The 22,572-nt window shown below is 71.5% G+C and carries 21 protein-coding genes; 9 read left to right on the forward strand and 12 right to left on the reverse strand.

Translation table 11 applies throughout. The annotated features are described in order from the left end of the window. Position 1: 1 nt before the first annotated feature. The 11 genes from ABEA43_RS42855 to lxmK form a co-directional block, all read right to left on the reverse strand. Positions 2-1,612 carry a PH domain-containing protein gene (locus tag ABEA43_RS42855; protein WP_345571396.1) on the reverse strand — a complete coding sequence of 537 codons (1,611 nt, stop codon included), beginning with the start codon at positions 1,610-1,612 and terminating at the stop codon, positions 2-4. Further along, the gene (locus ABEA43_RS42860; RefSeq protein WP_345571398.1) at positions 1,609-2,118 is read right to left on the reverse strand and encodes a PH domain-containing protein; all 510 of its coding nucleotides are present in this window, start codon (positions 2,116-2,118) and stop codon (positions 1,609-1,611) included. Before ABEA43_RS42860 ends, ABEA43_RS42855 begins: the two co-directional genes overlap by 4 nt. Beyond that, positions 2,115-4,841, reverse strand: coding sequence for a M16 family metallopeptidase (locus ABEA43_RS42865; RefSeq protein ID WP_345571401.1), 2,727 nt, complete (start codon positions 4,839-4,841; stop codon positions 2,115-2,117). Before ABEA43_RS42865 ends, ABEA43_RS42860 begins: the two co-directional genes overlap by 4 nt. Next, positions 4,825-6,510 (reverse strand): flavoprotein, encoded by a 1,686-nt coding sequence (locus ABEA43_RS42870; RefSeq protein ID WP_345571403.1) that lies wholly within the window; start codon positions 6,508-6,510, stop codon positions 4,825-4,827. Before ABEA43_RS42870 ends, ABEA43_RS42865 begins: the two co-directional genes overlap by 17 nt. Continuing rightward, positions 6,507-7,442 carry an LLM class flavin-dependent oxidoreductase gene (locus ABEA43_RS42875; RefSeq protein WP_345571661.1) on the reverse strand — a complete coding sequence of 312 codons (936 nt, stop codon included), beginning with the start codon at positions 7,440-7,442 and terminating at the stop codon, positions 6,507-6,509. Before ABEA43_RS42875 ends, ABEA43_RS42870 begins: the two co-directional genes overlap by 4 nt. 83 nt (positions 7,443-7,525) lie before the next feature. Further along, complete coding sequence (locus tag ABEA43_RS42880) at positions 7,526-9,406, reverse strand: ABC transporter ATP-binding protein (protein WP_345571405.1); 1,881 nt, start codon at positions 9,404-9,406, stop codon at positions 7,526-7,528. Between the two features lie 26 nt (positions 9,407-9,432). Beyond that, positions 9,433-10,437 carry a methyltransferase gene (locus ABEA43_RS42885; protein ID WP_345571407.1) on the reverse strand — a complete coding sequence of 335 codons (1,005 nt, stop codon included), beginning with the start codon at positions 10,435-10,437 and terminating at the stop codon, positions 9,433-9,435. A gap of 89 nt (positions 10,438-10,526) precedes the next feature. After that, on the reverse strand, positions 10,527-10,748 hold the full coding sequence (locus ABEA43_RS42890; RefSeq protein ID WP_345571409.1) for an LxmA leader domain family RiPP: 222 nt from the start codon (positions 10,746-10,748) through the stop codon (positions 10,527-10,529). A 46-nt stretch (positions 10,749-10,794) separates the two neighbouring features. After that, on the reverse strand, positions 10,795-11,007 hold the full coding sequence (locus tag ABEA43_RS42895) for a hypothetical protein (RefSeq protein WP_345571411.1): 213 nt from the start codon (positions 11,005-11,007) through the stop codon (positions 10,795-10,797). A 5-nt stretch (positions 11,008-11,012) separates the two neighbouring features. Next, positions 11,013-12,044, reverse strand: a complete 1,032-nt coding sequence (locus ABEA43_RS42900; protein WP_345571413.1) for a T3SS effector HopA1 family protein — start codon at positions 12,042-12,044, stop codon at positions 11,013-11,015. Next, positions 12,041-13,177 (reverse strand): class V lanthionine synthetase subunit LxmK, encoded by a 1,137-nt coding sequence (gene lxmK, locus ABEA43_RS42905; protein ID WP_345571415.1) that lies wholly within the window; start codon positions 13,175-13,177, stop codon positions 12,041-12,043. Before lxmK ends, ABEA43_RS42900 begins: the two co-directional genes overlap by 4 nt. A 269-nt stretch (positions 13,178-13,446) precedes the next feature. Here lxmK and ABEA43_RS42910 point away from each other — a divergent pair, with 269 nt between their 5' ends. Together ABEA43_RS42910 and ABEA43_RS42915 are read left to right on the forward strand one after the other, a co-directional pair. Next, positions 13,447-14,106, forward strand: coding sequence for a GOLPH3/VPS74 family protein (locus ABEA43_RS42910; RefSeq protein WP_345571417.1), 660 nt, complete (start codon positions 13,447-13,449; stop codon positions 14,104-14,106). A gap of 75 nt (positions 14,107-14,181) precedes the next feature. Then, the gene (locus tag ABEA43_RS42915) at positions 14,182-14,787 is read left to right on the forward strand and encodes a response regulator (protein WP_345571419.1); all 606 of its coding nucleotides are present in this window, start codon (positions 14,182-14,184) and stop codon (positions 14,785-14,787) included. 77 nt (positions 14,788-14,864) lie between these two features. On the opposite strand, the gene ABEA43_RS42920 is transcribed toward ABEA43_RS42915, so the two are convergent. Then, entirely contained in the window at positions 14,865-15,275 is a 411-nt protein-coding gene (locus ABEA43_RS42920; RefSeq protein ID WP_345571421.1) for a hypothetical protein, read from the reverse strand. Positions 15,276-15,714: 439 nt separating this feature from the next. Between ABEA43_RS42920 and ABEA43_RS42925 the strand changes: the two genes are divergently transcribed. Genes ABEA43_RS42925 through ABEA43_RS42955 form a run of 7 tightly spaced genes read left to right on the forward strand, consistent with a single transcriptional unit; the run spans position 15,715 to position 22,515 of the window. Continuing rightward, complete coding sequence (locus ABEA43_RS42925) at positions 15,715-17,349, forward strand: nucleotide-binding protein (protein WP_345571423.1); 1,635 nt, start codon at positions 15,715-15,717, stop codon at positions 17,347-17,349. Further along, a complete protein-coding gene (locus tag ABEA43_RS42930; protein WP_345571425.1) occupies positions 17,346-18,239 on the forward strand; it encodes an ATP-binding cassette domain-containing protein in 894 nt (297 codons plus the stop codon). The genes ABEA43_RS42925 and ABEA43_RS42930 overlap by 4 nt, the downstream gene beginning before the upstream one ends. Next, complete coding sequence (locus ABEA43_RS42935) at positions 18,236-19,009, forward strand: ABC transporter permease (RefSeq protein ID WP_345571427.1); 774 nt, start codon at positions 18,236-18,238, stop codon at positions 19,007-19,009. The genes ABEA43_RS42930 and ABEA43_RS42935 overlap by 4 nt, the downstream gene beginning before the upstream one ends. 23 nt (positions 19,010-19,032) lie before the next feature. After that, positions 19,033-19,569, forward strand: coding sequence for a hypothetical protein (locus ABEA43_RS42940; protein WP_345571429.1), 537 nt, complete (start codon positions 19,033-19,035; stop codon positions 19,567-19,569). Further along, positions 19,566-20,666, forward strand: coding sequence for an efflux RND transporter periplasmic adaptor subunit (locus ABEA43_RS42945; RefSeq protein WP_345571432.1), 1,101 nt, complete (start codon positions 19,566-19,568; stop codon positions 20,664-20,666). The genes ABEA43_RS42940 and ABEA43_RS42945 overlap by 4 nt, the downstream gene beginning before the upstream one ends. Continuing rightward, positions 20,663-21,328: an ABC transporter ATP-binding protein gene (locus ABEA43_RS42950; RefSeq protein WP_345571433.1), complete on the forward strand. Its 666-nt coding sequence runs from the start codon at positions 20,663-20,665 to the stop codon at positions 21,326-21,328. The genes ABEA43_RS42945 and ABEA43_RS42950 overlap by 4 nt, the downstream gene beginning before the upstream one ends. Next, positions 21,325-22,515 carry an ABC transporter permease gene (locus tag ABEA43_RS42955; RefSeq protein ID WP_345571434.1) on the forward strand — a complete coding sequence of 397 codons (1,191 nt, stop codon included), beginning with the start codon at positions 21,325-21,327 and terminating at the stop codon, positions 22,513-22,515. The genes ABEA43_RS42950 and ABEA43_RS42955 overlap by 4 nt, the downstream gene beginning before the upstream one ends. Positions 22,516-22,572: the final 57 nt, after the last annotated feature.

Below are 22,572 nucleotides of genomic sequence, written 5' to 3' on the forward strand. Positions count from 1 at the left end.
GTTATTTCTCGGTCACCTCGATGAATTGCGCCAGTAACCCGGGGACCGCCTCGCCGGCCACCACGAGACCGTCGCCGTAGTCCACGTCCCGCACGGTGTAGGCGCCCAGCGTCCCGGCCGCCGTCGTCGCCGCGATGTTGGCCAGGCCCGCCCGCCGCTGCAACGGCGAGCGGGTGACGGTCCAGCCGATGATGCCGCCGCGCTGCAGCGCCACGGTGCGGCGCAGCAGCACGCCTGACCGGGTCACGAGGTACGCCCCGGAGAGCGTGTGCCCCAGCGAGCGGTACGAGTCGGCCGCGAGCAGCAGCGAGACCGGCACCACGACCACGGCCGCGATCACCGCCGGCCAGACGGCGGACCAGCCGGCCAGGACCGCGAGCACGGCCGCCGCGGCGATGGCCGCCACGCTCGCCACAGCGGCGCGGGTCAGCCTGCGCCGCAGCGCGGCCCTGGGATGGGCGCGCAGCCGCTCGGGCAGCAGCGGGCTCTCCTGCTCCCCCAGCACCGACGCGGCCGTCAGGTGCGCCAGCCTTCGGGGGGCGGGGGGAAGCAGCGCTCCCGAGCCGCCGCGCGGGCCGTCCATGGTCTGGCGCAGCCCGCTCGCGATCGCCTTGAGCCGGGCTCCCCTGCCCCAGCGCAGCATGAACGGCTCGATCAGCTCGGCGCCGCGCAGCCGCCGCTCCTCCAGCGTGAAGGAGCGGGTCGTGAGCAGCCCGCGGCTCACGCGCAGGGTGCCGCTGCCGGGCTCGCGTACGAGGCGGAACTTCCACCACGACTCGGTGAACAGCAGCATCGTGCCGATCGCGCCGGCGATCAGCATCAGGAGGAAGAGGACGAGGTACAGCCAGCCGGGCATCTCCTCCAGGAACTCGATGGCCCCCAGCACCGCGCCGCCGATGTCCACGGGGATGCCGAGGCGCTCGGCCAGGTTGTACGCCTGGGTCAGGGGGGCCAGGCCGATCACGAAGACGAGGGGGCTGAGTGGCGCGTACCGGATCCAGGCCGGATCGACCCTGGCGAGCTCCACCGTCGCGGGGACGCTCACCGGCTTTTCCGGGCCGCTCGTCGGCACGGGCGCGGGGCTCTTCCCTAGTGTGGGGCCCTTTTGCGGCGCGGCGGGGGCCGGGAGCGGGGCCGGCGCCCGGGGCAGGAGGCCGGCGCGGAGCGTCGCGGCCTCGGCCGTGGCGACGGCGTCGAGCTTGACCTGGTCCCGGCGGTCGGTCCTGAGCGCCTGGCCGGTGCCCATCGTGACGATCGACAGGCCGAAGATCCGGTGCACAGGACCGGACGTCACGTCCACGGTGCGGACGCGGTCGCGCGGTATCGCGACGTGCCGGCGCCAGAACAGCCCGGAGCTCACCTCGACCTGCTCGTCGCTCACCCGGAAGCGCGTGGTCCGCCAGCGGATCATCTCGCTGCAGGTGAGCCCGACGAACAGCAGCGCGGAGACGATCTGCAGCTTGTGCTCCGCCCAGTTCACCCCGCCCGAGGCCAGCGCGGTCAGCGCGATGATCCCGAGGGGCGGCAGCAGCCAGCGCAGGTTGACCAGGAGCATGCGGGGGTCGAGCCGGCGCCAGCCGACCGACTCCACCGTCATGTCCTTCGTCGTCACGTCGCGTCTCCGGGGGTCGCCTGAGTCACCCTGTTGAGCCGTTCGACCAGGTCCCTGGCGAACTCCTCGTCCAGGCCGTCGATCCGCAGCGGGCCCATCGCCGACGCCGTGGTCACGGTCACCGCCGACAGCTTGAAGAGCTGGTAGAACGGCCCGCGCACGGTGTCCACGGTCTGGATGCGCGACATCGGCGCCACCCGGTACTGGTGCCACAGCCAGCCTGAGCTGGTGTAGACGGCGTCGCCGGTCACCTCCCAGCGGTGCACGCCGTAGCGCCAGCGCGGCACCACGATCGCGTAGCAGGCGCCGGCCAGAGCCGTCAGGAACGCGAGGACCGCGAAAACGGTCCCCGCCCCGTCGACGAACGCCGCCAGGACCAGGAACACCAGTGCCGCCAGCCCGTACCCCACGGCGGACCGGGTGGTCCACATCGTGATCGCCCGGCGGTGCACGGCGTTCTGCGGCGGCCTCAGGCGTACCGCTCCGGCCTTCTGCGCCACGCTCACACTCCCTCCATCTCGGTGACCTCGCGCTCGATCTCGTCCGACAGCCAGTCCGCCTCGATGTCGCCGACGACCACGCTCGGGAGGGGCATCCGTCCGTACGTGCTGACCGCCGCCGTCACCACCTCGTCCGCGGTGATCTGGCCGAGGCGGTCGTACAGGCGGGTGAGCAGGCCGGCGCCCTGGCCGAAGGAGAACCCGACGCGTACGAGGTCGGCGATCTTCGAGGGCGAGTCCAGCCCCCACAGCATCTCCAGGACGCAGTACTCCCTGGTCAGGTCGAGCTCGACGGGGTCCGGCGGCGCGGCCGTGAGCTCGGGCAGCCGGTCCAGCACCTCCGTGAACACGTCGGGCACCTGCTCCTTCGGCCGCATGAGCTGGATGTAGGCGCGCGGGAAGCCGGTGAAGAGGTCCCGGCCCAGGAACGCCTCGTAGCCGCTGGCCCCCAGACCGGTGGTGCCGGGCGCGTCGCGGATCGAGCGGTTGCGCCGGTAGCGGCCGAGCACGCCGGTGGCGAGATAGCGGGCCACGTCGTCCGGGCCGTCGGGCGGCTCGGGTGCGCTGAAGGTCACCAGGATGTTCGACAGGTCTTCTCTCGGGACGAGCAGGACCGCGCCCTCGGCGGCGGTGCTCGCGGGCGCCGGTTGCGTCTGCCCCTGCCACCGTTCCAGGGCTCCCTCCAGCTTGGAGAGGAGCTGGGCGGGGTCGGCGTTCCCCACGGCGACGAGCGAGGCGCCGCCGGGCACGACCACGGTCCGGTGGAGGTCGGCGAGCCCGGCGGGCTCCTGCGTCGCGGGCCCGAGCAGGTGCGCGCGCAGCGCGTCGTCGGCGATCCGCCCCGGGTTCCGGCCGCGGAGCAGGGACCGGCCGAGCGACAGGGGCTCGATCATGGGGGACGGGGTGAGAACCTCCGACAGGACGGCGAGCCAGGCGTCCAGCCCGTCTGTGCGGGCGTACCCGGAGAAGTCGAGCCACTGGCCGTCCGTCCTGACGGTCAGCTCGCCGCCCGCGCCGCGACCGTGCAGGCTCACGCGGGCGCGCCGGCCGAGCACGTGCGCCAGGAGCTCCATGTGATCCGGGCGCCGCCAGCCCGCGGGGCCGGCGGGCAGCCGGAGGCGCAGCTCGACCACGGGAGCGCTGCCCGCGCGGACGGCGATGGCCCGCAGGCCGTTGCCGAACACGGTCTCCACGTGCTCGCCCAGCACGGGACGCGGCTGCTCGGTTCGCGGCGGCACGCTCGCCTGCCCCGCCACCGGCTCGGGGATCCTGAACGTCTCGGCGGCCTCGGCACTCTCCACGGCCCCGGCGGTCCCAGCGCTCTCGGCGGCCCCGGTGGACCCAGCGGATTCACCGGACCCAGCGATCCCAGCAGTCCCAGCAGTCCCAGCAGTCCCAGCAGTCCCAGCAGTCCCAGCGGCCCTGGCGGCCCTAGCGGGCGCGGCGGCCCCGCGTCCGGCTTGCTCCGTGTGGCCCGGCTTGGGCCGGGTCCGCCTGCGGCCCGGCTCGATCGTCATGACCGCGCAGGCTGAGCCGTGCAGCCGCGACGCCGCCTTGGCGACCTGCGCCGTGGTCACCTCGCCGAGCCGCTCGGGCAGCTCGTCGAGCAGCTCGGCCCGGTCGAAGAGGGTCTCCAGGCGGCCGAGCGCGCGGCAGCGGGTCTCGATGTCGTCGTGGTCGCGGTGGTGCTCGGACACCAGCTCGTTGACGGCCGCGGACACCTCGCCGGTGAGGTCGCCCTTCGCCCACATGCCCCACTGCGTGCGTACGGCTCCGACCATCTGCACGGACGGCGTGGCCGGCGGCACGAGGACGGTCAGCAGCAGCGCGTCCGGCGCACGGGCGTCGAGCGGGCCGAAGAACCCGCAGCTCGTGCTGACCGCGGATGTCCCGTCGGGGGTGATCTGCCTGGCCATCATGCGGGCCAGGACCACATGAGCGAGATAGCCGCGCAGGTCGGCGGCCGGGTCGGGCAGCCACTGCCCCATGGTGATCGCGGTGGCCGGGATCCCCGGCTCGGTGAAGGACGCGGTCTGGTCCATGAAGAACCCGGGCTCGGACAGGTCGGGCTGCGGGGCGGCCACGCGGGCGGGGATGTCGCCGAAATGGCGCTCCACGTACGCCGCCACCTCGTCGGGATCTACATCGCCGGCCACGGTGACCACCGCGTTGCCCGGCGTGTAGTAGCGGGCGAAGAACTCGGCGCAGTCCTCCAGCGTCGCCTGCTTGAGCTGGTCGGGGTCCCCGTAGCCGTCATGCGCGTTGGCGAACGACGTGTAGAGCAGCCCGGCCATGTGCGGCCACGGCATGCCGCCGTAGGGCCGTTCGACGATCATCTCGCGGATCTCGGCGGCGACGCCGGCCAGCTGCTCGGTCAGCGCCTCCTGCGTGAAGCTCGGGGCGCGCATCCGGTCGGCCTCGCTGAACAGCGCCTGCTCCAGCGCCGAGCGCGGCACCACCTGGTAGAACTCCGTGTAGTCCTGGTGCGTGCGCCCGCTCGCCGCGCCGGCGGTGTCGCTCACGTGGTTGAAGAACGCGCCGTCCGGCAGGCTCTGGCTGCCCACGAACATCAGGTGCTCAAAAAGGTGAGCGAACCCCTCCATGCCCGGAGGCTCGACGCGGAAGCCCACCCGGTAATGGACCGCGACGGCCACCCGCGAGGTGCCGGCGACCGGCGCCACCAGCAGCTTCAGCCCGTTCGCCAGCGTTCGCCTATGAAGTCCGGGCATGCGGCGATCCTCCATCGAGATTGACCAGAAAATCAAGGAATCCCGCGTACGTGGCCAGCAGTGCGGCATCGAGCCCCACGTAGGCGGATATGTCGTGCAGGTGCAGGGCGATGCGCAGGGCGATCAGCCGGTTCGCGTCCTCGCCCAGGTCCCGGCCGTAGCCCTCGAAGAGCGCGTCGAGCAGGCGCTGCCACTCCTGCGGGTCCCCATCGTTCAGCCACCGCAGCTCGACGAGCTCGCCCGCGATCCAGGCCAGGTCGTGATACCAGGGCGCCGCACACACGTCCTCCCCGATCAGCAACTCCCCCACGCCCCGCCCCTCCGGCCTCACTCGTGGGTCGGCGTCCGAGCCGGTGCCCGAGTGGACGTCCGGGCTCACACGCGGGCCCACGTCCGGGGCCGGGGCCAGGGGTTCCGGGTCGGGCGGGCCATCGACGTCCTGGCCGGCGGGTGGGATCACCGCCAGTGAGCCCAGGCCCGGTGCGCCGTGGGAGAGGACGACGTCGGGGTCCGCGTTCTGTTCGGCGCACCAGTCGCGGAGCCGTTCCCAGGACTTCGCCCCCAGCCGGTCGGCCAGCACCGCGCCGGCGGCGGCGGCCGGTGCGCTGCGTGAGTCGCCGGCCAGCCACTCTTCGAGCCTGCGCAGTGCGCGCGGCGGGCCGGTGACGTCGCCCGGCGCGACGGCGTGCACCTCACGCAGCGCCCGGCCGAGGCCGCGCATCAGCCGTTCGACCTGAGCGGTGGGGCCGTCACGGAGCAGGACCCGCGCCGCCGACTCCGCCCCGGCCACCCGGTAGGCGCGTGACTCGCCGTCCTGCTCGCCCGGCGCCAGCCGGACATCAGGGCCGTCCAACAGCCCGGCAAGCTTGGCGTTCAGAGCGCTGTCGACGGGCGCGAACCCGCTGTGCGCGAGCCGCCCCGGCCTGCGCCGCCACACGAACCCGCCGTCCGAGGGCGTCACCTCCATCAAGAGGTGCCCCGTCCCGTCCTCCGCCGGGACGTCCCGGCGAGTGCGGCGCTCCTCCCCCGGCGTATCCCCCTGCGCATCCCATCGCGCATCTCCCTGCGCATCCCAGCGTGCGTCGACTGCCTCGATCGCCTGTGCCAGCGTGGACAGCCACGAGTCCGGGCGCCCGGTCGCGGTGCTGATCCCCGGACGCGGCGGTACGAGCACCACGTTCGGGCGTTCGCGCAGGGCGCTCCAGTGCGACTGGTAGGCGGCGCTCTCCACCCCTCCAGGCGGCAGGGCCGGCGCCAGCACGACGAGCGCGCGCGTGCACTGGGCGGCCAGCAGCGCCGGAGTGTCCGCGAGGCCGAGTGCCAGCCGGCCCATGAAGTGCAGGGTCATCGGGTAGACGACGACGGCCTGCGCCCACTCGGCCCACTCGACGTGCCTGGCCTGCGCGGCGTCGTCCGGCCACTCGTCCACCATGACCTCGTCCACCTCGGGCGCCAGGGCCGCCCGCGTGACGAACCGCTCCGCGTTCCGCGTCACGACCGCCCTGACGCTCAGGCCGGGACGGGACCCGCGCAGCAGCGTCAGCGCGAACGGCAGGTTGCGTGCCGCCAGGGAACCCGTGACGACGAGCAACAGCCGCGAGACCCCGGGCATGGCGGACGGCCGGGACACAGGCGTGCCCGGCCGGAGGAAAGGGGACGGATCGCTCACGGGGCGCCCTGGCTCAGGATGGTCTCGATCTCGGCCAGCGCGGCCTGCGGCCCGTAGGAGCTGGCCACTCCGGTCAGATTCATCACCACTTCGTCCACCCCGGCGGCGTGGAACTCGCCGATCTGCTCGCCGAGCTCCTCCGGGGTCCCGGTCAGGAACGCCCCGCCGCTGACGAGCCGCTTCACGGTCTCGACCGGCTGCTGCGGGTCGATCTCGATGCCCGACCGCTCCAGCATGTCCACGTAATGGGGCAGCATGAGGTGCCCGGCGTTGGACTGCAGCACGATGCGGGTCTGGTCCCGATCGGGCTGAGCCACGAACATCGGCACCATCGCCACCAGCCGGGGCACGGGACGCCCGGCCTGCTTCGCGCCCTCCTCCATCGCCGGGACGATCACGTCCCGCAGGTAGGAGGCGGGCGTGAGCCAGGTGATCGCGACGTCGGCGATCTCACCGGCCAGCCTGGCCATCCCCGGCCGCAGCACGCCGACGCCGATCTCCACCGGCGGGGTGGGCAGCGGCGGCAGCACGTCGTGGGCGGTGAAGTGCTCCCCGTCCAGGTCCACCTCCTCGCCGTCCAGCAGGCCGCGCATCGCGGCGACGTACTCCCTGACGGCCTGGAGCTGGCTGGCGTACGGGCGGCCCGCGATGTTGCGCTGGAAGTCGATGCCGCCGGGACCGATCCCCGCGACGAACGGATGCCCGGAGGCCACCGCCACGGAACGGGCGTGCACGGCGGCGTCGTGCGGGTGCCGCAGCGGCATGAGCGAGACGCCCGTGCCCATCGGGACCTTGAAGCCGGCGCCCGCGGCGAAGACGAAGCTGTGGTGCGCGTCGAGCGACAGGGCCTGCCCCTGCCACAGGCGCAGCGCGTCCGTCCACTGCACCAGGGCCGCGTAGGACAGGATCTGCTCGTGCCGCGCGGGCATCATCGGCAACAAGACAGAAAGGCTGGGCATCATCACTCCTGTTCAAGAAGGCGGGCGTTCAGGGAAGGCGGGGGTTCAGCGGGCGTTCATGGTCGGGAAAGGTGGACGGAGTCGACGGGGCGCAGCATCTGGCCGCGTACGAGCTCGGCATAAGGCTCGCTCTCGCTCATCAGCCGCTCATGCGTTCCCTGCGCCAGCACCTTCCCCCGGTCCAGGAGGATGACGTGGCGCGCGTGCTGGACGGTGGACAGGCGGTGCGCGACCACCAGGACCGCCCGGTCCTCGGACAGGCGGTCGACGACCTCGCGGAGCCGGCCCTCGTTGAAGCTGTCGAGCTGGGAGGACGGCTCGTCGAGCAGGACCAGCCGGGCGTCGCTGAGCAGCACGCCGGCCAGGGCCAGGCGCTGCCGCTGGCCGCCCGACAGGTCGCTCTCGCCGCCGATGGACGTGTCCAGTCCCTGGGGCAGCGCGTCGATCTCCTCGCGCAGGCCGACCTGCTCCAGTACGTCGAGCAGCACCTCGTCCGGCACGGTCCGGTCGAGGCCGAGCAGCAGGTTGTTGCGTACCGTGTCGCGCAGCAGCGTGAAGGACTGGTCGACGTAGGCGATCCGGCCGCGCAGGTCCGACAGCGGCCACTCCGGCAGCTCGCGCCCGAAGACCGTGATCTTGCCGGAGTCCAGCTCCATGAACCGCTCGATCAGGCCGAGCACGGTGGTCTTGCCGGCCCCGGACCTGCCGACCATCGCGGTCAGCCCGTTCTGCGGCACGGTGAAGCCGACGCCCTCCAGCACCGGCTGGCCCTCCTCGTACGCGAAGCCGACCTCGTCCAGAACGACCGCGGGAGCCCCGGGCCGCACCGTCACCGGCTCGCGGTCCGCCGTGCGGTCGTCCATCTGCTCGTACGGGAGCGAGAACACGGACTCGAACCGCTGCTTGGCCACGAGACCGGCCTGGATGGCGCCGGTCGCCTGAATGGCCATGATCAGCGGAGCGGCGAGTTGCAGCAGCAGGAGGAGGAACGAGACGAGGTTCGGCAGCGAGATGTCGCCGGAGACGTAGCGGACGCCGCCACCCATGATCACGATGACCAGCGCGATCTGCTGGGCCAGGGTCATCACCGGCACCACCATGGCTTCGAGCTTGGCGGCGGCGATCTCCAGCCCGCCCAGGTTCTCGGCCCGCTCGGAGAAGCTCTTCACCAGCCTGCTCTCGGCCCGGTGGGCCTTGACGACGGTGAGCGACTCCATGGTCGCGACGAAGTCGTCGGACAGCTTGCCGACCCCCGTCTGCAGCGCCTCGAACTTCTGGCGGATCGCCTTGATGACGAACACGACCCCGACGATCGCGATCAGGAACGAGCCGACCGTCATCAGCAGCAGGATCCAGTCCAGCACGCCCATGATGACGAGCGTCGCGACGACCTGCAGCGCGGCCATGGGCAGTTGCAGCGGCCCGACCTCGGTCAGCCCGCGGATCTGGGAGGAGTCGGAGGTGAGCCGGGCGGCCAGGTCGCCGGTGCCCTCACGCCTGGCGATCTTCAGCGGCAGGCCGAGCGAGTGCCGCAGGGTCCGCACGCGCAGCTTGGTGACGAGCTGGATGCCGAGTTTGGCCAGCAGGAAGCCGGACATGGTGCCGGTGATCGCCGCGGCCAGGCCGACGGCGACCATCCAGAGGGCGGCCGTGGTCACCGCGCCGCCGCCCTTCTCCAACTCGGCGACGAAGGCCCCGCCGATCAGCGGCAGGGCGAGCGTGGTGATGGTCGACAGCAGGGCGAGCAGCGCGATCACGGCCACCTGGTTCGCCTTGCCGGCCGTCATCTCACGGGACAGCAGGAGCTTCTGCGCAGGCGCCTGCTCATCCGCCGGCTGCGTCTCCACGGTCTCCACGGTCTCCACGGTCTGCCCGGTTTCCACGGTCTGCGCGGGGTTGTGCCCGTTCGCGACCTGCGTGGGCGGCTGCTCTTCCACTTCTCACCTGTCCAAGAGAGTGCGTGTCAATGAGCGCGGAACTCCAGAAGTGCTCGTCTCCTCGTGGCCGGACCCTCCCAGGAGAGCTCGAGTCCCGCCGCCGCACCGAGCCGCTTCAGCTGCTTCAGCGTGCGCACGGGCACCGGCACCGTGCCGGTCAGGAGCAGGTTCATCCGCGCGGCGTCCGCGTCGTCGTCGTAGATGAGGTTCAGGTCGGCCACGAGTAGGCGGCCGTCCGCCCCCGCCGCCTCTCCGCAGCGGCGCAGGATCGTGATGGCGTCGTCGTCCGGCCAGTCGCACAGGATCGCCGACAGCAGATAGACGTCGAACCCCGGCGGGATCGGATCGAAGAAGCTGCCCTCGATCGCCTCGCATCGGTCGGCCAGGCCGGCCTGCTCGATGCGCTTGGCCGCGGCCCGCACCATCCCGGGCAGGTCGAGCACGGCGCCGTGCAGGCGGGGGTTGCGGCGGGCGAGCTCGATGAGCAGCGTCCCGTTGCCGCCACCGACGTCCATGACCCGGCCCGCGTCCGGCCAGTCGTAGCTGTGCACGACCAGCACGCCGTCCGCTTCCAGGCCGCTGACGACCTCCTCCGCCAGCACGTTGGCGTCGTCGGGCACGTCGCTCACGTCCTGCCAGAAGTCTCTGCCGAACGCCGCCTTGTATCCGGCCTCGCCGGTGCGCACGGTGTGCAGCAGGCCGGTCAGTCCCAGCTCGGCCAGACCCAGCAGCCCGTCCATGCTCAGCCGCCGGCGCACGCCGCCGGGCGCGCCGTCCCGCAGCGGGGCGCCGAGCTCGGTCACCTCGTAGCCGCGCTCCTCGCTCCACCGGAAGATCCCCCGGGTGACCAGGAAGCGCAGCAGCTTCTTCAGCGTCGCGGGATGGGCACCCGTCTGCTCGGCGAGGCCGGCCCCCGTCGTCACCCCGGCGGCCATGTGGTCCGCCAGGCGTAGCGTCGCCGCGACCCGGATGGCGAGCGGCGTGAGCAGGTCCGCCATCTCGGCCAGGTCGTCGGCGTTCGAATCTCGCATGTGTTTCCTTGAGACGTGCCGAGCAGGACGGGACGGGCGTGGGCAGGCGCCCTGCATATATCGCCTGCCCACTCTTTTTCTCCGGGTTATCAGCAGCCGAAGATAAAGGTTCTGTCCCAGGCCTTGCGGGCGATCCCGCTGACCACATAACTGGTGGCGAATCCGCCCAGTACCAGAATTGTTATGGGCGTGCCCGCGGGCGCCTCGGATTCGGCCGGCAGACTGAATTCTGATGCATCCGCGTAGGCGTCATATCCCGCCGTGAGTTCCATAATCGCCGTCGACTTCGACGGGCGCACGACATCGTGCATTCTTTCCCTCCCTTCGCTTTTCATCGCAGGGAAGCGCGATCCCGTCCTAACGGTTCAGGATCCAGCCGGAAACGGCGCCGGAGGCGGCCGAGGCCCAAATGGCGCACTTGGCGGAGCTCACGCGTACGCCATAGCTGATGGCCCAAATCGTGAACCACAGCTCAGGGGCGTCCGAAATCGCGGAGACCTGCAACTCGCTCGGCTGCGCGTAGGAGTCGTAGCCCGCGACCAGCTCCATGATGGCCGTGCTCTTCGTCATGCTGTTCACCTCCTTCCCAGCTGAGTGTCCGGATCCGACATCGGGGGGCACGTGCAGACGCCTCCCGTCATCGCCTGAGGCGACGTTCCGTTCCGTGCGAGGTCGCACGGGTCGATGTTGGCTTCCGCGAACCGGGCGGCGATCACCGCGGAGGCGGGGGACTGGCCCGCGGCCGCCTCCACCAGCGCCTGCCCGAGCACGCCCGCACGGTGCTGGCCGAAGCTCATGCCCTTCATGACCAGCCTGCGGTCGTCCGGCTCCCACGCGACCGCCACTCCGGGGCCCAGGGCGTGCGCGAACGCGGACGTCTCCGCCCCCACGCCGGGCACGCCGTCCACCAGGGCGGCGAGGTCGGCCGCGAGGCCGCGGGAGCGGTCGCCGAGATAGATCACGAGCCCGTCGCGCCGGGGATAGAGCAGCGGGGAGGACAGCACCTTCGCGCGGTACTCCGCCTGCTGCTCCTCCAGGTAGGACAGGACCAGGCGCCAGACGGCCGGGGCCTGCTCCGGATCGGCCAGGTTCACGTAGACGCGCAGGATGTCGCCCCGCATGTCGCTCGGCACCGAGCCGTGCACGAAGAAGAAGCCCGGCGAGAGCGCCGGCCGCAGCGGGGACAGCGCGACCAGCACGCGCTGACCCGGCGTGAGCGGCGGCTGCTCCCTGATCCGGTCGCGCGGCACCCAGACCCGCGGTCCTCCGCACACGACCAGGACTTTCTCGTCCTCGGCCGCGTCGGCGGGGAACGCCTCGGCGATCACGCCTTCCGACACCGTCGTCTCATGGGGCACGTGCTCGGCGAGTGCCCGCTCGAACTCCCTGTCCCGCAGGTGGAACGGCAGTCCCGCGCCCTCTTCCGTACGCCGGCCGGTGTGCAGGACCTCGTACAGCGCCTGGGAGAGCTTCACCGCGAGCTCGGCGGCGCTGTCGGCCTCGACCGTCACGTCGGCGACGCTCGCGCGCAGCCGGTCCGCGTCGACGCTCACGGCGTCCAGCACCGGGGCGATCCCGTCGGGTACGGCCAGGTCAGCGACGCTCATTCGTCCTCCAAACCCAGGGCGATCGTGAAGCGGGCGGGCCTGAGCAGCGCGGTGCGCCCGATGCCGGCGGCGGCGCGCTGGATGCCGGAGAGCTTGCCCGAGCGCGCCCCCGAGGCCAGCAGGCGGTCCATCATGTGCCAGCCGGCGAACGCCGTGGCGCGCACCGCGAAGTCGTCGTCGAGCCCGGTCCTGACGCCGCGGTAGCCCTGCCAGAAGCCGTGGATGCGGGGGCGCAGCCGCTCGATCTTCTCGGCGCCGCGCTGGAGGACCATCTCGTGCGTGAACTCGGCCGCCTCGAAGACCACCTCGTCGCCGCGCGCGCTCACGATGTCCAGGATCGAGCGGAAGAGCCATTCCCCGGCGAAGGCGCCGACGTCGCGGGCGGGGTCGCCGAGCCGGAAGTCCTCCCAGTCGGTGACCTGGAATCCGCCGGTCTCCGGCAGCAGGAGCTGGTCGACCCGGAAGTCGCCGTGGACGGGCACCTTGGGCGCCCGGCTCTCCCGCTCGCACAGCGCGTGGATGCCGCGCATGAGCTCGGGGTCGCCGTGCAGGATGCTCCAGCTCTCCATCTCGCCGTAGCTCAGGTTCTGCCACAGCTCCAGCGGCAGTCCGCGGAGAAGCCGCAGGTCAGGCAGCGGGAAGGGGCCGTCGGGCAGCCCTTCGCCGTCCTCGGGCACGGCGTTGTGGAGGTGACCGATCGCCTCGCCGACCTGTCTGGCCAGCTCGTCGCCGAACGACTCCTCGATCATGGCCTCGGCGCCGTTCCTGGCCTCGTCCATGAACTCGAACGCCACGAGCCCGGCGGCTTCGTCCTCGCCCAGGAAGTCCGGGGTGCTCAGCCGCTCCGCCAGCAGCGGCCGGGCCGCCTTGAACCGCTCGAAGGCGAGGATGCGCCTCAGCCTCGGCGTCGCGTCGTCTCCCCCGATCAGACGCTTGACGAAGACCTTCCTGCCGCTGTCCGTCCGGCCCGCCCACACTTCGTTGCGGCCGATCGGCGCCACCAGGGTCTCCCGGTCGAAGCGGCCGTAGCCGAGCCGGCCGAGGAACTCCTCGACGCCCGGCACCCGATCCAGATCGATCGGGGCCATCCACCCCTTGGCCGTGTCCGTTGCCTCGTTCTTGAGCGCCGTCATCGTTCCCCCGTCTGTCGGCGACCGTGGCGCAAAGCTGCTCGAACCGAGCAACTCGGAGGTGCTGCGGGCAAAGGTAACAAGAGCGGCTTCCTCCGGGCTTCCTCGAAGCTTCCAGGGCAGGAAGCGCACGTGAAGCGGGACCTCCGACCTGCATCCGCCGCTCAGCGGCCGGTTTCCCGGCGCGTGACGGGGGCGTCATGACAGATGTCACATCGCCCCGATGACATCAAGGTCTACGCGGTTCGGCGGGCCGGAGTGACACTCACGGTATGTCCACTGAACAGCTGGCATTCGCGGAAGAGCTCATCCTGCTCGCGCACCGGGAGACCGACGGCAAGCAGCTGATCCCCAACAATGTGCTGAACATCAGCCTCACGGCCGCCGAGCTGGCCGAGCTGGGCGCGCTCGGCAAGGTGCGGGTGCGCGGCACGGGCCTGACGGTGGTGGACAGGCATCCGGTCGGCGACACCGAGCTGGACGCCGTGCTCGCCCGGCTCGTCAAGGTGGGCAAGACACTGCCGCCCAGCCGGTGGCTGATCATGATCAATCCCGTCCGCAAACGACGGCACTACCTGCAACGACTCTCCGAGCGGGGTACGTTCGGAGCGCAAAAGTCCCGGATGCTGGGCCTGTTCCCGGTCGAGCGGTACGGCCACGACGACCCCGAGCCGGTGCGCCGGCTCAAGGACCGGCTCGGCCAGGCGATCCGCGGCGGGAAGCCCGACGCCCGCACGGTCACCCTGCTCGCCCTGGCGCACCACAGCGGCGTGCTCCGCCACCTGTCCCTGGGCGGGAACGACCGGCGGATCGAGGAGCTCGTCCGGGACGACTGGGCCGGGCAGGCCGTCAAGGCCTACGTGGACAAAACCACGGCGAAGAGCGACGACTCCGGGGACAGCGTGACCATACTGGCCTCAGGCGGGTCGTAGGATCTGCTCAGTACGGCTGACGCCGGATTCCTGCATAGTCCGGCGCCAGCCGTACGCATGTCGTGGGAGACGTAGATGGCAGACGTCGTCCGAGTGCTGCTCGCCGACGGTGAACACCTGATCAGAGCAGCCCTGGCCGCGCTGCTCACCCTCGAAGAGGGCATCGAGGTCGCCGCCGAGGTCGGCCGCGGCGACGAGATCGCCCCGGCGGTGGCAGGCCACCGCGCCGACGTCGCCGTTCTCGACATCGAGCTGCCCGGCATGGACGTGCTCGCCGCCGCCCAGCAGATCGCGCAGCGGTGCGGGATCGTCATCCTGGCGAGTCTGCCCAGGCCGGGATACCTCCGCCGCGCGATGGCCGCCGGCGTGGGCGGTTTCCTGGGCAAGGACGCCCCGGCGGAGGAGCTGGCGACGGCGATCCGCAAGGTCGCCGCCGGCGGCCGCTACCTCGACACCGAGCTCGCCGCGGGCGCGATGGCGGCCAGCGACAGCCCGCTGACCGAGCACGAGCGGGCCGCGCTCCGGCTGGTCCGCGGCGGCGCCGCAGTCGCCAGGATCGCGACGGAGCTGCACCTCACCGAGGGCGTCGTGCGCGGCCACCTGGGGAGCGCGATGTCCAAGCTGGGGGCCGTGAGCAGCCCGGAGGCCATCAGGAACGCGCAGCGGCTCGGGTGGCTGTGACGCCGTGAACATGGAGAGGGCCTCCACCACCGGGAACGGTGACGAAGGCCCTCTGCCAAGCCTGGCGCGCGCGGCGGTCAGGCGGCGAAGTACCGCTTGGCGTCGGCGGACATGAGCAGGCCGATGAGCAGGACGGACAGGAGCAGGGAGACTCCGTTGGACACGTAGTCGGTGGTGACGATGGCGGCGACGAGGTTGACGACCGCGGAGACCACGAACAGCCAGATGATGCCGGTACGCGTGGCAGCCTGCCGGCGCGGGATCCTGATGACCAGGACGAGCTGCGCCACGACCAGGACGGCCGAGACCAGCATCAGGATCCACATCACCCCCATCGGGGGCAGCGCCGCGGAGGCGGCGTCGATCTCGGGGTCGCCCGACAGCGCGCTGACGGCGACCAGGCTGAGGGCCCCGACCGCCAGCAGGATGATGCCGAGCACCACGCTGATCCACATGAAAACCTGGACGGCTCGGACAGTTCCCGGCATACCCGGGATTAACTCGTTGTTGTGAGCCATTAACCTTTCCTCTCTCGGACAGACGAAAGCGTAAGGGAGCTACCGAGTCTCGCTCCAGGGGCCGAACATCTCAAGACAATTGCGAATGTAGCGCTCGGCGGTGAATTCTGGACTCCCCACGGGGGAGATTTTCCAAACCAAGATCGCCAATTTTCCGGCAATCTCGACACGACAAGTCAAGAATACGGACAAAGCGGACATTTGTCACTTTCGTCTCCAAATCTCACTAATATCGATTCAGATCTTCAACCTTGACAAGTGCGCATGTACGTTGTTATTCGTGGAATGTCCTGCGAGCAGTTGATGCGCACGGAGTGCGGACGGGTGAGACATGCACGGCGGGCCGGATGAACAGCCTCAGGGGAATGCGGACGACCAGCACAAAGGCGGGGTTAACGGGGAACAAATCGTGGATCCGGATCTGACGCGTACCATCCGGTTTCCGCCGCCCAACAGGTCGTCCGGGGCGCCGGCCGCCGAAAAGCCGCCGCCGCCCCCGCCCTCCGGGTTGTGGTGGCAGCAGGACAGGAGCGGGAGCGAGCCTCCTGCCTCGGCTCCGGCCGCGGGGCACTTCGAGATGTGGAGTCCCCCCACCGCCGACCCCTGGCCGAGCCCCGGCGACCAGCCGGACGAGGATCAGGGAGTGTGGCACAGCGGCGAACCGGAGCCCGACACGGCACCGGTGCAGAGCCCGGCCCACGGACCGGCCCAGAAACCGGCGCAAGGACCGGCACAGGGACCGGGCCAGGGACCGGTGCTGCCCGAGCCGACCGCGGCCGCAGCGCCGCCGCCCAGGCCGGTGCGCGTCTTCCCGCCGCCCGGCCAGCCGCCGGCGGCCACCCCGCTGCCGCCCGAGAAGCGGGCCCCGTGGGAGCAGCCGTCGGCGCCGCCGCCCCAGCAGCGGCAGGCCAGGCCCGCACCCATGTCGGCGCCCGTCCCCGACCCGGCCGCGACAGGGACGCCGGCTCACGGACAGGCCACCCCGCGCATGCCTGCTCATGGCCAGGCTCACGGGCAGGCCGCGCCGCACGTGCAGGCGTCCGAGCCGGGCGCGGCGTACCCCGACCCTTCTGCTGCCGGGGCGGCGGACGGCAGCCCAGGCGCGGCGATGTCGTCGGAGAGCCTGCGCCCCGAGCGGTTGCTCCGCACCCGCAGACGGCCGCCCTCCGGCGGCTGGCGCAAACTCGTGTACACGCTGTCCGGCGGCCTCATCCGCCCCCAGGACTCCAAGGCCGAACGCCACCGCCACGAGCTGATCGAGCGCATCAGGCGGCCGGTCGCCGCCGGACATTTCCGGATCGCCGTCATGAGCCTCAAGGGCGGCGTCGGCAAGACCACGACCACCATCGGGCTCGGCTCCACCCTCGCCCACCAGCGAGGCGACCGGGTCATCGCGGTCGACGCCAACCCCGACCGCGGCACCCTGTCGGAGAAGCTCCGGCTGGAGTCGCCCGCCACCGTTCGCCACCTGCTCAACGACCGGGGCGGCATCTGGCGCTACGCCGACGTGCGGTCCTACACCTCCCAGGCGCCCTCGCGGCTGGAGGTGCTGGCCTCCGACCGCGACCCGGCGATCTCCGAGGCGTTCAACGACGACGACTACCGTGCCGTCGCCCAGATCCTGGAGCAGTTCTACTCGATCTCGATCACCGACTGCGGCACCGGCATGCTGCACTCGGCGATGAGCGCGATCCTGGCCATGGCCGACCAGATCGTGCTGGTCAGCCCGGTCACGGTCGACGGCGCCCGATCGGCGTCCGCGACCCTCGACTGGCTGCAGGCGCACGGCCACCAGACGCTCGCCAAGGACGCCGTCGTGGTGCTGTCGGCGGTCAAGAACACCCGCAGGAACCCCGTCAACCTCGAAGAGCTCAAGGGGCACTTCTCGAAGCGCTGCCGGGCGGTGATCGGCATCCCCTTCGACCCGCACCTGGAGCAGGGCTCAGAAGTCGACCTCGACCTCCTGCGCACCTCGACGCGGGACACGTACCTGGAGGTGGGCGCCACCATCGCCGACCGCTTCAGCCAGCGAGCGGGCGCATGACCCCGCTGCTCGACGTCACCGACCTCAGCAAGGCGCAGGCGCTGGAAGACGTGTCCTTCACCGTCGAGCGCGGTGAGATCGTCTGTGTGGTCGGCCCGCCGGGCAGCGGCAAGAGCGCCCTGATCGAGTGCCTGTCCGGCGGCGCGGAGCCCGACTCCGGCAGCGTCGAGATCCTCGGCAGCACGGTCGGGCCCGGCGACCCGCTGCCCTCTGGCCTGGCCGTGAGCCTGCGCGACGAGAGCCTGCCCGATCGGATGAAGGTCTCCGAGGGGATCTCCCTGTTCTCCCGCCTGTACGGCACCCGCGGCCTGCCCTCCCGACTGATCGATCTGCTCGATCTGGAGCCCCTGCTGCCCAAGCGCTTCAAGTCGCTCACGGAGGGCCAGCGCAGGCGAGCCATGATCGCGCTCGCCCTGACCGGCAACCCCGAGCTCGTCCTGCTGGACCAGCCGATGACCGGGCTCAAGCCGGGCAGCAGGCAGCGCATCGAGCAGACGATCAGCGAGCTGCGCGACGGCTACGGCGGGGTCTGCGTCACGCTCGACGACCTGGGCCACGCCGAGAACCTGGCCGACCGGGTCGTGCTGCTGCGCAGGGGCCGGGTGCTCGCGGAAGGCTCGCCGTCGCGGCTGATCCGGCTGCTCGGCTCGGTCTTCGTGCTGCGGGTGCCCTCCCACATGAAGGTCGGCCGGCCGAGCGACGTACGCGTCCTGCCCTATGCCAGCTCGACCTACCTGTACGGCTCGCGGCCGGCGCTGGAGGCGGCGATCCAGGAGCTGTCACCCATGAGCGGCGACCGGATCTGGTCGATTCGCCCACCCACCCTCAGAGACGCCTACCTCACCCTGGCCGCCGTCCCGGAACCCGCGGCATTGGAGAGCGGGCGATGAACGGCACCCTGTGGGCGATGGTCCGCCTTGAGCTGATGCTCCTCGTACGCTCCCCGGCGGCGCTCGTGTCCGCGATCGTCCTGCCGTTCGCGGTCCTGCTGCTGCTGATGCTGTTCATCGGCTTCTCGTTCCCCACGCTGGAGTTCGGCGCGATGCCGGGGGTCCGGGTCATCGACCGGTTACTGCCCGAGATGGCCGGCACCGTCGCCGCGACGGTCGGGATCATGGTGCTCACCACGCACGTCTCGGAGCTGCGCGACCGCGGGATGCTCAGGCGCCTGCGCCGCACTCCCGTGGGCGCGGGCTCCTATGTCGCGGCCCACGCGATCGCCGCCGGCGTGCTGGTCCTGGCCTCGGTGGCGCTGTTCACCGCGGTGACGTTCCTCGTCTACGGGCCGCCGCGCTCGTGGCACCCGCTGAGCCTGGCCGGCGCGGCGCTGGTCGTCACCTACTGCGCGTTCAGCACCGGGCTGCTGCTCGGGGGCATGCGGATGCCGCCCGCCGGCGCCCGGGTGGCGGCGCCGCTCTGCATCGTGCTGCTGTTCGCCGGCAGCGGCCTGGGCGTCCCGCGCGAGGGGTGGAAGGGGGTGGCGCCGTGGTTCTACGAGATCACCAACTACAACCCGCTCGCCCAGCTCAACGACTTCGTCTTCCACGCCTACCAGGGCCGGCTGTCCGAGACCTGGCCCGCCGTGGCCGGGCTGCTCGTGGCCGCCGTCGTGGTGAACGTGCTGACCAGGCGCACCTTCGACTGGGACGGCCGCTCATGACCCAGCGACCTGGACGGCCCTCCATGACCAAGGCCATCGCCATGGCCGCCGCCGCGTTCACCGGCCTGACGCTCCTCACCGGCTGTGCCCAGCGGGACGAGCGTCACCCGATCGCCATCGCCATCGCCGGCACCCCGGCCGCCTCGAAGGCCGCGACCGCCGCGAAGGCGTCCGGCGCTCCCAAGGCGTCGGGCGCGCCCACCGCCGGGGCGGACGACGCCATGCTCAAGCTCACCCAGTGCATGCGCGAGCAGGGCATCGACGTGCCCGACCCGGGCTCTCCCGAGGAGAAGACCTGGAAGTACGAGGGCGACCAGGCGACCCTGGAGAAGGCGGCGAAGGCGTGCGAGGAGTACGCCTCGCAGATTCCCAACCCGCTTGAGGACCCGAAGGTGCGCGACCAGCTCATCCAGGTCGCCAGGTGCATGCGGGAGGCGGGCTTCGACGTGCCCGACCCGCCTCAGGAGAACCCCAACCTCGACCCCAACGACCCGAAGCTGCAGCAGGCGGCCGAGAAGTGCGCCGCGCAGCTCCAGGGCCAAGGGGGTGCCGCCCAGTGAACGGCCGGCTCAAGGGAGTCATCGTCGCGCTGAGCACCGCGGTCGTCGGCAGCGCGGTCACCGCGGGCGGCATCCACGCCTCGGCCGCGTTCTTCGACACCGGCCCGCGCGCGCAGGCCGGCAGCACCCCGACCCCGCGTACGGTCTCCACGGCCACCAAGCCGATCACCCGCGGCGACCTCGTGGACAAGGAGAGCATCGACGGGACGCTCACGTACGCCGGTGACCGCACGATCAAGGCGGGCTCCGGGGGCACGATCACCAGCCTTCCGGCCGAGGGCAAGACCATCAAGCGCGGCAAGTCGCTCTACCACATCGATCGCCGGCCGCGGATCCTGCTGTACGGCAAGCTGCCCGCGTACCGGACCCTGAAGGAAGGGGTCAAGCGGGGCCCGGACGTCAAGCAGCTCGAACGCAACCTGCGCGCACTCGGCTACAAGAAGAACATGACGGTCGACACCCGTTTCACCGACGCGACGCGGCGGGCCGTACGCGCCTGGCAGAAGGACACGGGGATGGAGCGCGACGGCGAGGTGACCCCCGCGGACATCGTCTTCGTGCCGGAGGAGGTCCGGGTGAGCGAGACGGTCGTCGAGGTGGGCGACCAGGTCGCGCAGCAGCGGCCGGTGCTCAAGACCACCGCGACCGACCGGCTCGTGCGCATCAACCTCGACGCCGACCGGCAGGACATCGCCAAGGTCGGCAAGAAGGTCACCGTGAAGCTGGCCGGCGTCAAGAAGGCCACCGGCAAGATCTCCCGGATCGCGAAGGTGGCCAAGACCGTCAAGCGGGCGGACAACCAGGAGAGCGGCGCCACGGTGGAGGTGGAGATCAAGGTCTCGGCCAAGTCGCTCGGCTCCCTGGACGAGGCCCCGGTGACCGTCGAGCTCGAACGCCGGCGCGCGGAGAACGTTCTCACCGTGCCGGTGGAGGCGCTGCTCGCGCTGCCTGAGGGCGGCTACGGGGTGGAGATCGTCGAGCCGGGCAAGGCGCCCGTGCGGACCCCGGTGAAGACCGGGGCGTTCGGCAACGGCCGGGTCGAGGTGAGCGGCGCGGGGCTCGCCGAGGGCCTGCAGGTCTCGGTGTCGGGCCGATGAAGATCCTGGAGATCCGCGGCGTCAGCAAGAGCTACGGCAAGGTGCAGGCGCTGCGCGACGTGGACCTGATCATCGGCCGCGGGGAGATGGTCTCCATCGTCGGCCCGTCCGGCTCGGGCAAGTCGACGCTGCTGCAGATCGCGGGCACCCTCGACCGCCCGACCTCGGGCACGGTACGCGTGGCCGGTCACGACGTGAGCAGGCTGTCGGACAGCGAGCTGTCGGCCCTGCGCGCCCGCTACATCGGGTTCGTCTTCCAGCAGTTCCACCTGAGCCCCGGCTCGTCGGCGCTCGACAACGTCGCCGACGGCCTGCTCTACTCCGGCCTGTCCAGGAGGCAGCGGCGCGACCGGGCGGCGGCGGCGCTCGACCGGGTCGGCCTGGGCCACCGGCTCGAACACCGGCCGCATCAGCTCTCCGGCGGGCAGATGCAGCGGGTCGCGGTCGCGCGGGCGGTCGCCGGCGAGCCGCCGCTGCTGCTGGCCGACGAGCCGACGGGCAACCTCGACTCCGAGGCGGGCACCGAGGTGATGGCGTTGTTCCGGCGGTTGAACGCGGCGGGCATCACGGTCGTGATCATCACCCACGACGCGGAGGTGGCGATGGCGTGCCCGCGCCGGGTCCGGGTCCGCGATGGCCTGGTCAGGTCAGAGATCTCATGACGACGCTGCGCCCCGCCCGGCTGCGGCCGACGGACCTGGCCCGGCTCGGCACCTCGGGCCTGCGGGCCAGGCCGATGCGCGCGATCCTCGCCGCGCTCGGCATCTCCATCGGGATCGCCACCATGGTCACGGTCGTCGGCATCTCCGCCTCCAGCCAGGAACAGCTGCTGCGCCAGCTCGACGCGCTCGGCACCAACCTGCTCAGGGTGGAGCCCGGCGACAGCCTCTTCGGCGACAAGGTCAAGCTGCCCAAGACCGCCTCGGACATGGTCCGGCGGATCGACGGCGTGTCGAAGGCCGGTCAGACCGGCGCGACGGGCGTCATCGTCCGGCGCAACGACCTCATCCCCAGCGGCATCTCCCTCGGCATCACGGTCCAGGCCAGCAGCCTCGACCTGATCGACACCGTGGACGGCAAGGTCAAGTCGGGCACCTGGCTCAACGCGGCCACGGAACGGCAGCCGGTGGTGGTGCTCGGCGCTGTGGCGGCCGACCGGCTCGGCCTGACCAGCCCCGACGTGCAGGTCTGGATCGGCAACAGGTGGTTCACCGTCATCGGCATCCTCGACAGGATGCCGCTGGCCGAGGAGATCGAGCGGTCGGCGTTGATCGGCTTTCCGGCCGCGAAGGACTACCTGAACCACGACGGTCACCCGACCACCGTCTACGAGCGGTCGGCTGACGAGGCCGTCGAGAGCGTACGCGCGGTGCTGGCCCGTACGGTGAGCCCGGAGAACCCGAACGAGGCCAAGGTCAGCAGGCCGTCCGACGCGCTCAAGGCGAAGACCGCGGCGGCGGGGGCGTTCACCGGGCTGATGCTCGGGCTGGGCGCGGTCGCCCTGTTCGTCGGTGCGGTCGGCGTGGCCAACACCATGGTGGTCGCCGTCCTGGAGCGGCGCAGAGAGATCGGGTTGCGCAGGTCGTTCGGCGCCACCAGGGGGCAGGTGCGCAGCCAGTTCCTGGTCGAGGCCGTGCTGCTGTCCGCTTTCGGCGGTGGTGCCGGGGTGTTGCTGGGCGCGCTGGCCACGTTCGTCTACGCGCAGCTGAACGCGCTGCCCGCGGTGGTGCCGACGTGGGCCCTGGGCGGCGGGCTGGGCACGACGGTGCTGATCGGCGCGCTCGCCGGGCTCTACCCGGCGCTCAGGGCGGCGCGGGTCCCGCCGACCGTCGCACTCAGCGGCCAGTAAACCGGCAGGCCCTCACCCAGGCCTTTAGCCTGGGTCCTTAACTCAAGCCCAGGTCGG

This window comes from Nonomuraea rosea (assembly GCF_039539705.1).
Taxonomy (GTDB): domain Bacteria; phylum Actinomycetota; class Actinomycetes; order Streptosporangiales; family Streptosporangiaceae; genus Nonomuraea; species Nonomuraea rosea.

Bases quoted from the DNA above. Each gene is read 5' to 3' on its own strand.
- ABEA43_RS42865 (WP_345571401.1), bottom strand. From the start codon at position 4,841: ATGCCCGGACTTCATAGGCGAACGCTGGCGAACGGGCTGAAGCTGCTG.
- ABEA43_RS42910 (WP_345571417.1), top strand. From the start codon at position 13,447: ATGTCCACTGAACAGCTGGCATTCGCGGAAGAGCTCATCCTGCTCGCG.
- ABEA43_RS42935 (WP_345571427.1), top strand. From the start codon at position 18,236: ATGAACGGCACCCTGTGGGCGATGGTCCGCCTTGAGCTGATGCTCCTC.
- lxmK (WP_345571415.1), bottom strand. From the start codon at position 13,177: ATGACGGCGCTCAAGAACGAGGCAACGGACACGGCCAAGGGGTGGATG.
- ABEA43_RS42875 (WP_345571661.1), bottom strand. From the start codon at position 7,442: ATGATGCCCGCGCGGCACGAGCAGATCCTGTCCTACGCGGCCCTGGTG.
- ABEA43_RS42885 (WP_345571407.1), bottom strand. From the start codon at position 10,437: ATGCGAGATTCGAACGCCGACGACCTGGCCGAGATGGCGGACCTGCTC.
- ABEA43_RS42895 (WP_345571411.1), bottom strand. From the start codon at position 11,007: ATGACGAAGAGCACGGCCATCATGGAGCTGGTCGCGGGCTACGACTCC.
- ABEA43_RS42915 (WP_345571419.1), top strand. From the start codon at position 14,182: ATGGCAGACGTCGTCCGAGTGCTGCTCGCCGACGGTGAACACCTGATC.
- ABEA43_RS42950 (WP_345571433.1), top strand. From the start codon at position 20,663: ATGAAGATCCTGGAGATCCGCGGCGTCAGCAAGAGCTACGGCAAGGTG.
- ABEA43_RS42955 (WP_345571434.1), top strand. From the start codon at position 21,325: ATGACGACGCTGCGCCCCGCCCGGCTGCGGCCGACGGACCTGGCCCGG.
- ABEA43_RS42920 (WP_345571421.1), bottom strand. From the start codon at position 15,275: ATGCCGGGAACTGTCCGAGCCGTCCAGGTTTTCATGTGGATCAGCGTG.
- ABEA43_RS42930 (WP_345571425.1), top strand. From the start codon at position 17,346: ATGACCCCGCTGCTCGACGTCACCGACCTCAGCAAGGCGCAGGCGCTG.
- ABEA43_RS42940 (WP_345571429.1), top strand. From the start codon at position 19,033: ATGACCAAGGCCATCGCCATGGCCGCCGCCGCGTTCACCGGCCTGACG.
- ABEA43_RS42900 (WP_345571413.1), bottom strand. From the start codon at position 12,044: ATGAGCGTCGCTGACCTGGCCGTACCCGACGGGATCGCCCCGGTGCTG.
- ABEA43_RS42890 (WP_345571409.1), bottom strand. From the start codon at position 10,748: ATGCACGATGTCGTGCGCCCGTCGAAGTCGACGGCGATTATGGAACTC.